The organism is Streptococcus danieliae, assembly GCF_009767945.1.
Classification (GTDB): Bacteria; Bacillota; Bacilli; order Lactobacillales; family Streptococcaceae; genus Streptococcus; species Streptococcus danieliae.
In genome coordinates this window covers 1-11,422 of record NZ_WSRS01000059.1, presented here as the reverse complement: position 1 = coordinate 11,422, position 11,422 = coordinate 1, and the positions used below count along the sequence as shown (strand labels likewise).

General features: G+C 47.4%; 9 protein-coding genes and 1 pseudogene. 2 read left to right on the top strand and 8 right to left on the bottom strand.

Annotation, left to right across the window (positions count from 1 at the left end):
• Nucleotides 1–307 precede the first annotated feature (307 nt).
• The 3 genes from E5983_RS06695 to E5983_RS06685 all read right to left on the bottom strand — a co-directional run bounded on the left by E5983_RS06695 (nucleotide 308) and on the right by E5983_RS06685 (nucleotide 4,200).
• The gene (locus tag E5983_RS06695; protein ID WP_160333106.1) at nucleotides 308–403 is read right to left on the bottom strand and encodes a cysteine peptidase family C39 domain-containing protein; all 96 of its coding nucleotides are present in this window, start codon (nucleotides 401–403) and stop codon (nucleotides 308–310) included.
• A 292-nt stretch (nucleotides 404–695) separates the two neighbouring features.
• A complete protein-coding gene (locus E5983_RS06690) occupies nucleotides 696–2,492 on the bottom strand; it encodes an ABC transporter ATP-binding protein (RefSeq protein ID WP_160333105.1) in 1,797 nt (598 codons plus the stop codon).
• Nucleotide 2,493: 1 nt separating this feature from the next.
• Nucleotides 2,494–4,200 carry an ABC transporter ATP-binding protein gene (locus E5983_RS06685; RefSeq protein ID WP_160333104.1) on the bottom strand — a complete coding sequence of 569 codons (1,707 nt, stop codon included), beginning with the start codon at nucleotides 4,198–4,200 and terminating at the stop codon, nucleotides 2,494–2,496.
• A gap of 259 nt (nucleotides 4,201–4,459) precedes the next feature.
• Here E5983_RS06685 and E5983_RS06680 point away from each other — a divergent pair, with 259 nt between their 5' ends.
• On the top strand, nucleotides 4,460–5,476 hold the full coding sequence (locus E5983_RS06680) for an NAD(P)H-dependent glycerol-3-phosphate dehydrogenase (protein ID WP_160333103.1): 1,017 nt from the start codon (nucleotides 4,460–4,462) through the stop codon (nucleotides 5,474–5,476).
• A 2-nt stretch (nucleotides 5,477–5,478) separates the two neighbouring features.
• Nucleotides 5,479–6,393 carry a UTP--glucose-1-phosphate uridylyltransferase GalU gene (galU, locus tag E5983_RS06675; RefSeq protein WP_160333102.1) on the top strand — a complete coding sequence of 305 codons (915 nt, stop codon included), beginning with the start codon at nucleotides 5,479–5,481 and terminating at the stop codon, nucleotides 6,391–6,393.
• A gap of 45 nt (nucleotides 6,394–6,438) precedes the next feature.
• Here galU and E5983_RS06670 read toward each other — a convergent pair whose 3' ends face one another.
• From E5983_RS06670 to E5983_RS06650, 5 genes and pseudogenes are all read right to left on the bottom strand, one after another.
• Entirely contained in the window at nucleotides 6,439–7,101 is a 663-nt protein-coding gene (locus E5983_RS06670) for a rhomboid family intramembrane serine protease (RefSeq protein WP_160333101.1), read from the bottom strand.
• Nucleotides 7,082–7,630, bottom strand: a complete 549-nt coding sequence (locus E5983_RS06665; RefSeq protein WP_160333100.1) for a 5-formyltetrahydrofolate cyclo-ligase — start codon at nucleotides 7,628–7,630, stop codon at nucleotides 7,082–7,084. Before E5983_RS06665 ends, E5983_RS06670 begins: the two co-directional genes overlap by 20 nt.
• Nucleotides 7,631–7,681: 51 nt before the next feature.
• Nucleotides 7,682–8,386 carry an MIP/aquaporin family protein gene (locus tag E5983_RS06660; protein WP_160333099.1) on the bottom strand — a complete coding sequence of 235 codons (705 nt, stop codon included), beginning with the start codon at nucleotides 8,384–8,386 and terminating at the stop codon, nucleotides 7,682–7,684.
• Nucleotides 8,387–8,453: 67 nt separating this feature from the next.
• Entirely contained in the window at nucleotides 8,454–10,277 is a 1,824-nt protein-coding gene (glpO, locus tag E5983_RS06655; protein WP_160333098.1) for a type 1 glycerol-3-phosphate oxidase, read from the bottom strand.
• A 112-nt stretch (nucleotides 10,278–10,389) separates the two neighbouring features.
• A pseudogene (locus E5983_RS06650) lies at nucleotides 10,390–11,229 on the bottom strand (FGGY-family carbohydrate kinase); the annotation flags it as partial.
• Between the last annotated feature and the right edge of the window lie 193 nt (nucleotides 11,230–11,422).

Genomic DNA, 11,422 nt, shown 5'->3' with positions numbered 1-11,422 from the left:
TAGTTGATTTCCCAATTGTGACAGTTTTTCTAGAAGTCGTTCATCGTCGGAAAATAATAGCATGATAGTACCTCGTTCATCTTAGTAGTTCTATTATCTCATAAAATTTAGGGAGTGAAAATAAAGAAAAGCAGGTATTTCTACTGTAGTGGAACCATCAGCAGTTAAAAACAACTGCTAGATGGCGGAGATTTTGAGACCTTGGCTCAAAATTTAGTGATGAGACTCCGAAGGAGACTGCTCACGTCCGCACTACCAAATAGGAATACCTACTTATTTGAAATAAGGCGACAATAAGTATGAGTTTTTAGAGGTGCCCATAATAATCTAAAATCATAGCCAAACAAGCCACTCCACAATCCCTAAAGTCCACTTGCATCCGGTAGTGCTTTTTCGTAAACATAGCCTTCCTCCTACTTATTTATTCGGAGGCAAACAAAAAAAGACGAGGCTGGGACAAAAGTCTAGCCTCATTGACTTTGGTTAGCAAAATGCCTTTGACGCAGTAGCTGATTGGGTCTAACAGCATTGTATGCTGTTAGAGAATACTAAATCTTGTTTGCGAAGCAAACTCCAATCGTTCGCTTTTCAAGCTCGGAAGAGGGCCTAATCAGCCTTGCGGGGGTGGGGCTACGAACTAAATTTTTTCAAATTTAGTTCTGTCCCACTCCCATCTAAAATCTACTAAATCATGATTATTCAAAAACGAATTGGTTCTTATAAAGACTTGCGTAGAAGCCATCTTGGGCGAGCAAGGTTTGATGGTTACCACGTTCGATGACTTGCCCATCCTTGAGAACAATAATTTCATCCGCATTCAAGATCGTCTTGAGGCGGTGGGCAATCACAAAGCTGGTCCGACCAGCCACAATGGCTTCCATGGCACTTTGAATTTTGGCTTCTGTTACGGTATCTACGTTGGAAGTTGCCTCATCCAAGATGAGGACCTGGGGATCGGTCATCAAAGTCCGAGCAATGGAAATCAACTGCTTTTGACCGGTTGAGAAGACATTTTGCTCATCATCAACCAAGGTATCATAGCCCTCTGGTAGACTCATGATAAAATCATGGATATGCGTTGCCTTGGCAGCAGCCTCCACCAGCTCATGGTTCGCTTCCGGAACCCCAAAACGAATATTGTCGCGGATAGTACCGCTAAAGAGAACGGATTCCTGAAGGACAATCCCGACATTTTGCCGCAAGCTATCCAAGTCATAGTCCCGAATATCGCGGCCATCAAATTTGATAGCTCCCGCGTCAACATCGTAAAAGCGGTTGATCAGGTTCATAATGGTGGTTTTACCAGATCCTGTCGGTCCAACTATCGCAACCATTTTCCCTTTTGGTGCAGAGATGCTGACATTTTTCAGAACTTTTTGACCTGGTAGGTAACCAAAGTCAATCCCTTCAATGGCAACTCCATCTCGTAACTCGGTAAAGTGAGGAGCTTGAACAGGACGAACCTCCTCTTCTTGGTCAAACATTTCTTGGATTCGACCAGCTCCTGTGAAGGCCAATTGCAACTCTGCCCAGCTCGAAGCTACCTGCATAATCGGCTGATAATATTGTTGCGAATATTGTACGAAGGTCACAACCAAGCCCAGAGCGGCTGCTGTCGTCATCGATGAATCATTCAGGACAAGCGTCGAACCCACAAAGATGACAATCGCCGTGTTAATCAAGCTCATCCCATTCATCACCGGGAACAACATTCCTGCAAAAAGTCGCCCCTTAAAGGTAGCCTTGCGCACCCGTTCATTCAAATCCATAAAGCCCGCAATGGTTTCTTCCTGAACCCCCTGCACAATAAGCGCCTTCTGCCCAGAAATCTTCTCATCCATATAAGCATTGAGCTTACTTACCTCAGCCTGTTGTAAATTCGTATATTTGCGAGCCATTCGGACAATAAAAATCAAAAGAAGAAGAGCGACTGGGGTAGAAGCTACGGTAACCCAGGCCAATTGTTGGTTCTGAACAAACATCATCCAGACCAAGCCAACATACAAGGCAATGTTCGAAACCACCTGCGTCAAACTTTGGTTAAAGGAGTTTTGAATATTGTCCAAATCCGATGTAAAGCGTGACAAAATGTCGCCATCCTTATTTCGATCAAAGAAAGCCACCGTCAAACGCTCCAGTTTCCCGAATAAGCCCTTCCGCATCCGGTTAGTAGAATGCGCCACAATCCGAGTAAAGAGCAGGATATAAACCAACATTGATACCACCGTGAAGAGGTAGGTCAAGAAGAGATTCCACATAACCGCTCCAAAAGCATCCATACTTGGTTTGACCAAAGCAGCACCCGTCGCATCACTAAGGGCTTTGGCTTTAAAATATTCCTGAACCCAGGTTCCCAACTCTGTCAAAGCCTTTCCCAGATAAACAGGAGCCTGCACCTGTAAATAGGTCGAGACCACGATGGCTAAGAAAATGAACAGAAAAGATAACTTGTAGCGTTTAAAATAGAACCAAAAAAAGCGTGCTGTTTTCATCCTAGTCCTCCTTTCCTTTTTGAGTTTCATAAATTTCTCGATAAACGGTATTCGTCGCTACCAATTCCGCATGGGTCCCTTGACCAATCAGACGTCCCTCATCCAGTACCAGAATCTTATCTGCCTTGACAACAGAAGAAATTTTCTGGGCAATGATGAGCGTCGTTGTCCCTTTTAGGTCCTTATTCAAAGCTTCCTGAACCAGCTTCTCGGACTTTGCATCCAAAGCAGAAGTCGAATCATCCAAAACTAAAATCTTAGGATTCCCGATGACACCGCGGGCAATACTCATCCGCTGCTTCTGACCACCAGAAAAGTTGTTCCCCCGCTCTTCGACCTGGCTTTCATAACTGTCATCTAAGCGGTCAATAAATTCCTTGGCTTGGGCAATCGAAGCGGCTCGTTGTAAAGCTTCCAAATCAGCTCCAGACTTCCCTTGGCGGAGATTGTCTGCGATGGTGCCGCTAAAGAGAATGGCTTTTTGCAAAACAATAGATACAGATTGGCGAAGAGTCTCCTGACTGACATCTTTCAGGTTGCGACCGCCAATTGAAACGCTCCCCTCTTGAGGATCAAAGAGGCGTGGAATCAGTTGTGCCAGAGTGGACTTACCGGATCCGGTCGCCCCTACAACCCCGATCATTTGACCGGGTTGCACTTCGAAGCTGACATCTTTCAAGGTCGGCTCATTGTCATGGGGATAGGTGAAGGTCACGTGGTCAAAGACTAGACTACCCTCAAGCTCCTCTGTTTCACCTTCCTTAAAGGACATAGCCGGTTCGGTATCCAAGACTTCCTTCATCCGGTTCAAAGAAATAAAGGCCCGACTAGCCTGCATTCCCATAAAGCTCACCATGATGATTGAGAACATAATCTGCATCATATAAGTCATAAAGGAAGCGATATTTCCAATCACCTCAGGATCCGTTTCCACAAGTTGGGAAACCATATAGATGGCCAAGAAGGTCGCCATATAGGCAATAAATGTCACAGCTGGCATCATAATCGAGAAACCATAACCGATGAAAAGATTCAGATCCAAAAGGTCATTGGAGACTTCTTTAAATTTTGCATATTGGGATTTTTCCTGAACAAAAGATTTCACCACCCGAACGCCTCGAAGATTCTCCTTGGCGATGGCATTGATCTTATCCATTAAAGTCTGGAACAGCCCAAAACGAGGTCCCAGTCGCCCCATAATGATCGCCATTACGCTACCAATTCCAAGCACCATTAAAACCAAAACCCACCAGAGACTGGGCAGAGTCCGCACAGCTAGGACAAAGGCTCCAACAAAAAGAATCGGCAAACGGAGCAAGACCTGAAAGAGCATCATCATCAGATTCTGAACCTGGGTCACATCGTTGGTCATCCGGACAACCAGATTTCCAGCATTAAACTCTTCAATATTGGCATAGGAGAAGGTTTGAATTTTACGGAAAAGAGCTTCCCGCAAATCTGCCGACACTCCCTGAGCAATCTTAGCAGCCAGAATCGTATTAATCACACCGGCTAGCAAACCAGCCCCTGCAATCACAAGCAACCAGACACCCATCGAAGCAATCTTAGCCCGATCATTCTCGAGCACAGCAGCCAGGACATCACTTAAATAGCTGGGTTGCAGCAGTGAACTGGATACAATCACAATCACCATAAGCAAAGAACCCATTGCATACCACTTATAGGGCTTTAACGCCTGTTTCAGCATAATTTCCTCCTTTTTTTGACTAACAACTGTACCATTATATCACCCAAATCCGAGAATTCAAGCCAGCCACCTCCGCCAAATAAGGAAGAAACACGAACCTTTTCCTAAAATATTATGGAGAGAGCCGTTAAAATCTACTCCAAGATTGGCCACAAGGCCACAAGGCCTATTCGGATAGGCCGAACAATCCATCATTTTCCTTTAATTTTAACTTTTTTTTTGGTAAAATTGAAAACGAATACCTGATAAAGGAACGACTATGCAAAAACAAATTATCACAATCCTCGGACCCGGGTCATGGGGAACCGCCCTGGCTCAAGTCCTAGACGACAATGGCCACGAGGTGCGCCTCTGGGGCCACCTGTCTGAGCAAGTCCAGGAGATTAACCAAGAGCACACCAACCAGCGCTACTTCACGGATGTCCGCCTCTCGGAAACCATCCAGGCCTACACCGATCTCAAGCAGGCCCTCACGAATACCGATGCGATTCTCTTTGTAGTCCCAACCAAGGTCACACGACTAGTCGCCCAACAAGTTGCCCAGGTACTGGATCATCCAGTACAGGTGCTCCACGCCTCCAAAGGACTGGAACCAAACAGTCACCAACGACTGTCTACCATCCTAGAGGAAGAAATTCCCGAACATCTCCGCTCTGATATCATTGTTGTATCTGGACCCAGCCATGCTGAAGAAGCTATTGTCCGCGATATCACCCTGATTACCGCAGCCTCCAAGGATCTGGAACAGGCCCGCTACGCCCAAGAGCTCTTTAGTAACGCCTACTTCCGTCTCTACAGCAACACCGATGTCATTGGGGTTGAAACCGCAGGTGCCCTGAAAAACATCATCGCAGTCGGAGCCGGCATCCTAGCAGGCCTCGGCTATGGCGACAATGCCAAGGCCGCCATCATCACCCGTGGCCTGGCTGAAATTACCCGCCTAGGGGTCCGCATGGGAGCAGACCCACTAACCTACAGCGGCCTCTCCGGAGTCGGCGACCTCATTGTTACAGGAACCTCCAAGCATTCCCGCAACTGGCGAGCTGGTTATGCCCTCGGCCAAGGCCAAGACCTGGAATCCATCGAAGCTGCCATGGGTATGGTCATCGAAGGCCTGTCCACAACCAAGGCTGCCTACGAACTAGCCCAAGAGCTCGGAGTCTATATGCCAATTACCCAGGGCATCTACCAGGTAATCTACGAAAATCGTCCCATCAAAGAGGCCATCAAAGACATGATGACCAATGAATTTAAAGAAGAAAACGAATGGAGTTAAGTATGAACAAAAAAGTCAGAAAAGCCGTTATCCCCGCAGCCGGTCTCGGAACTCGTTTCCTCCCAGCTACCAAGGCCCTCGCTAAAGAGATGTTGCCGATTGTCGACAAACCAACCATTCAATTTATCGTCGAAGAAGCCCTCCAATCAGGGATTGAAGAAATCTTGGTGGTAACCGGTAAAGCCAAACGCTCCATCGAAGACCACTTCGATTCAAACTTTGAATTGGAATACAATTTAAAAGAAAAAGGTAAATCCGAACTCCTCAAACTAGTCGATGAAACAACCGGTATCCGCCTCCACTTCATCCGCCAAAGCCATCCACGTGGACTAGGAGACGCAGTTCTTCAAGCCAAGGCTTTTATCGGAAATGAACCGTTTGTGGTCATGTTGGGGGATGACCTCATGGAAGACAAGGTTCCGCTCACACGCCAACTCATGGATGACTATGACAAAACCCATGCTTCAACCATCGCTGTCATGCAGGTACCCCATGACGAAGTTTCTGCCTACGGAGTCATCGCTCCCCAAGGCAAAGGAACAAATGGTCTTTACTCTGTGGAAACCTTTGTAGAAAAACCAGCTCCAGAAGATGCTCCAAGTGATCTTGCGATCATTGGTCGCTACCTCTTGACTCCGGAAATTTTCAACATTCTGGAAAACCAAGCACCAGGAGCCGGTAACGAAATTCAATTAACCGATGCCATCGACACCCTCAACAAAACCCAGCGTGTATTTGCCCGTGAATTCAAGGGCAAACGCTACGATGTTGGGGACAAATATGGCTACATGAAAACCTCGATTGAATATGCCCTCCGCCACCCACAAGTCAAAGATGACCTCAAACAATACATCATTGACCTTGGGAAAGAATTAGAAAAGGCAGACCGCCCTGCCCCAGCCAAAAAATTAAAATAATACTATGAAAAAAGACGAGCTCTCCCAACAAGGAGGCTCGTTTTTTTAGGACAAAACAGAAGCGAAAAAGAGTAAGCCTAATCCTAGGTAAAGACCTACCCCCAAGGCTTGGCCTTGGCGGCCATGGACCAAACCGTAAGGAGCTAGGGGGAGGACTAGGGCCATACAGGCTCCTCCCACCAATCCTCCTAAATGACCCGCTAGACTAACTCCTGGGGCTAGACTAAAGACCAGATTCATCAGCAAAAGCGGTAGGTAGGACTGGCCCAGGTATTGAAGGTAGGGATTGGGCAACCAGCGTAAGACCACCAAGATGGTAAACAGACCAAAAATGGAGGTTGAAGAGCCAGCCACAATCGCATCCGAGCTAAAAACCAGGCAGAAAAGATTCCCCATCAGACCGGTTAAAAGGTAAATCCAGAAAAAGCGAACAGAGCCGTACAGGCGTTCGATTTGCTGGCCCAAGAAATAGATGGTCAGGGTATTGGCGAAAAAGTGCATAAAACCAATATGTACAAAAATGGCTGAAAAAAGCCGGTAGGACTGACCCAAATCCCACTGAATCAAGGGTGGATAAAGGGCTCCAAACTGAATTAGTAGCCGGGCATCCTCTACAACACCACCGGAGACCACATACATGAGAAGGAACACCAGGCAGTTGAGCGCCACAAATAAATGGGTGACAGGGCTATATTTGAGTTGAGACATCATCGATAAGGAGCTCCTTTACAGCTTGATCATGGGCTTGGGGAATAAAATCTGCCAATTGGACAGCATAAATGGTCGCTAGGGTCCAGCCAGGAAAATGGGTAAGAATCCGGTCATAGTAACCCCCGCCATAGCCAATCCGGTAGCCTGCTCGATTAAAGACCAGGCCAGGCACATGGATCAGGTCAATGTCTGCCAAAGTCAGTCGAGGGTCTGGATCATTGGTCGGCTCTAAGATCCCATAGGCTCCCGGCTGAAGCCGCTCTGGATCATAGTCAACAAAAGCCATCTGACCGGGCTTAACAACTTTGGGAACCAGGAGTCGCTTCCCATCCAAGCGAGCCTGCTCCAGCAGGGCTTGGGTATTGACTTCATGAGCCAAGGACAGATAGCTGGCCAGCACCTCTGCCTGGCCATAGGCTGGGGAGGCCAAGAACTGTTCCAGCAAACGCTGATCGGCTAGTGCTTTTCTCTCTGGGGACTGCTGTTTGAGAAGGTCCAGGCCCTTCTTTCGCAAGATTTTTTTCATAATCTTATAATAACACAAAAAGCGGCTGGCTTAGCCAACCGCTATACAGTCTTAATAAAGTCCGTAAACAAGAACCGCTAGGGCTGCACCAAGGAGGGGGCCAACGACTGGAATCCAAGCATAGGACCAGTCACCATCTCCCTTGTGAGCAATTGGTAGGATGGAGTGCATCAAACGTGGCCCCAGGTCACGGGCTGGGTTGATGGCATAGCCGGTTGTTCCACCAAGGGACAAACCAATCCCGATGATCAAAGCGGATACAGCTAGGGTTGAAACACCTGCAGCAATATTGGCAGTTCCCATCGCCAAGAGGGTCAAGACGAGGACAAAGGTGCCCAAGATCTCAGAAACCAGGTTGGAAACATTATCCCGGAGGGCTGGACCGGTTGAGAAAGTGCCCAAGATATCTGCTGGGTTTTCAGCAATATCGTAGTGGGGCTTGTACATGAGCCAAACAAGAATCTGACCAAACATAGCTCCCAAGAATTGGGCTAGTACATAGCTAGCAAAGGAAGCCCATGGTAGCGAGCCACTCATGGCCATGGCCAAGGATACGGCTGGGTTGAGGTGGGCCGGTGACAGGCTACCAACCGCAAAGGCCGCAATGGCTACCGCTAGACCCCAACCAGCTGTGATAACGATCCAGCCTGCATTATGGTTTTTCGTTTTCGGAAGCACCACGCCGGCTACAACTCCGTTCCCCAAAAGAATGAGAAGGGCTGTTCCTAAAAATTCTCCTAAAAATTCATTCGACATTACTTTCTCCTTATACCGAATTAAGATGACAATCCAAATACTCGCAGCATTTAAAATTCACTGAGCCTTAGGCCTTCAAAGAGACCAAATCATTTTCTGCTAAGCTAGCTTCCAATTCCGCTTGGTAAGCCGCCTTTTCTTCTGAACTCCACTCATAGTAGCGAGCCATTTCTTCCACTACAGCATCCTTGATACCGTCCACCTGCTCTCGCTTGAAGAGCATATAGTTGGTCCGACGAAGCAAGAAATCAACTGGGCTTAAAGCCAATTCACTTTGCATGGCATAATGCAGGGATAGTGTATCCGCCAAGCTCAAGCCTGGGGCTGCTTCCACAGTTTGCGCCAAGGCATAAACCTTCGGAGCATTGGATCCATAAAGGTTGGCCAAGTACTTCGCCTCATCCTTATCCAAACCACGCGCAACTCCCAATTGAGCAAAGACTTCCAATTCTGCTTCCACATTGTGTGGATTCAATTCCCCACCCGATACTGGGTAAGTCTTCGAATGCACCAAGGTAAAGTTCCGCTGGAATTCCTCTGCCAAAATTTGCAGAATCAATTCCATTGCCCCCTCAGCCATCTTGCGGTAGTCTGTAATCTTACCACCCGCCAAGGTCAACAAGCCATTTGGATCCCGCTCTAGGCTGGAACCACGTGAAACCGCAGACGGATCCAAACTCTTCTCAGAAGTTGAAGATTCCATCTTGCTCAAGACATGCTCCACATCTTCCCGTGTTTTTTCTTTGGCAAGATAAGCTTGAACGGCATCAATCAACTGCTCAAAGCTAGCATCGCTAAGCGAACCATTATCCCCACCATTGTAGTCAGAAGCATTGTTGCCCGCAATCAGCGGCCGTAGACCAGCCCAACCACTTTCAATATCCGCAACGGTCAAGTGAGCTTCAGGGAAACGATGGTTAACAATCTCCAAGAGGTAGTCCACATCTTCCTGTTCCACACGAGGGTGAGCCAGATCTCCTTGATAGTCTGTATCAGTTGTTCCGAAATAGGTTTTATTTTCACGAGGAAGGACCAAAATCATCCGACCATCGGCCAAACCAGAGTCAAAATAAACAGGCTGGCTCACTTTGAGACGGCTGGAATCCACCACCAAGTGAACCCCCTTGGTTGGCCGCATGAGGCTAAAGGCTTGATCAGGATTGCTGAGATTGCGGACTTGGTCAGACCAAGGACCAGTTGTATTAATAACCAAACGAGCCCGAATTTCAAGGGTTTGATCGGTTAACAGATCCCGCGCCTGAACACCGACAATCTGATCTCCCTCAAAAAGGAAACCTTCAGCCTTCACATGACTGGCCAAATAAGCGCCATCTTGATTGGCCCGTTTGAGGTTTTCAATCACCAAGCGGGCATCATTGTTGCGGAAGTCCAGATAGACTCCACCACCAACCAAACCTTCTTTTCGCAAGTCCGGTTCTCTTTCCAAGACCTGCTCCCGACTCAAGACTTGGTTAGCAACAGACGAACCATTAACCCCCGCCAGGAGGTCATAGAGATCCATGGCCACTTTCAAGCGAAACAGATTGAAGGTTGCCCCCGGTTCATCATAAACCGGTAACAACATTGGATCTGGTTTGGGAATGTGAGGAGCGATGCGTTGTACCACTGCCCGCTCACTAACGGTGTCCGAAACAACCTCCACATCAAATTGCTTGAGGTAGCGAAGTCCCCCGTGAACCAGTTTGGTCGAGCGGCTTGAAGTTCCTTCCGCAAAATCCTGCATTTCAATCAGACCGGTATCCAAGCCAGATGCGGCTGCCTGCAAGGCTAGCCCAGCCCCAGTAATTCCCCCACCAATGATGAGAAGATCCAGCGTTTGTTCCTGCATTTTTTCCAATGCCCGTGTACGGGTTCGTTTTGAAAATTCCATCGTTATTACCTATCCTTATCTAACACTCTCTACAGCAGAGTTGATTCCAGAAATCCACTGCCAGCCCCTCAAACAATTCATGGGCTGGTCCCTTTCCATGACTGATACGCTCCTAGTCCTCTTCTGCGAACACGCGCGTCGCTTTAACCGCTTTTTTCCAACCCTTGTAGAGTTGTTCCTTACGCGCTTCGTTCATGGATGGCTCGAAGAGTTGACCAGTCTCATTTAAGGTTTTTAATTCTTCTAAATCTTGCCAATAACCAACTGCCAAACCGGCCAAGAAGGCTGCTCCCAAGGCTGTGGTTTCAAGGTTCTTGGCACGCGCAATCTCGATGCCCAAGATATCTGCTTGGAATTGCATCAAGAAATTGTTCATGGCTGCCCCACCGTCAACCTTAAGCAATTGAATGGCTGTTGCAGCATCCACTTGCATGGTATCAATAATGTCCCTAACCTGGTAGGCGATGGATTGTAGGGTCGCCTTGATAAAGTCTTCCTTGCTGGTTCCACGGGTTAAGCCAAAGACCGAACCACGGGCATTTTGATCCCAGTAAGGTGCTCCGAGACCGGTAAATGCTGGTACCACATAAACTTCATCATTACTTTTTGAAGCCAAGGCTAGGGTCTCAGACTCTGGTGAAGCTTCAATCATCCGTAAGCCATCCCGCAACCATTGAATCGCCGATCCTGCAATAAAGATCGATCCTTCCAAGGCATAATAAACCTTGTCATTAATTCCATAAGCAATTGTTGTCAAAAGATTATTTTGCGACAGCTGCATTTTTTCGCCTGTATTCATGATAATGAAGGAGCCCGTTCCGTAGGTATTTTTAACCATACCTGGTTCAAAGGCTAATTGGCCAAAGAGGGCTGCTTGCTGGTCTCCAGCCATCCCTGAAATAGGCACCTCACCACCATAAAAATGGAAGGGTGCTGTTTTACCATAAATTTCAGGGCACCTCTAAAAACCAGAAGTATTCCGTCATATAAAAAAAGAAGGGACTCTTGCCCTCTAATTTCCAGCAAAAGTCCCTGTATTTCCTACTTTTCTATCCCGATTATCGGGAGAATTCTGATTTTTGGGCGCACTAAGCCCATGTATTCAAATTCAGTCGTTTGATCTGTTCAAAACGACAAATATTGTA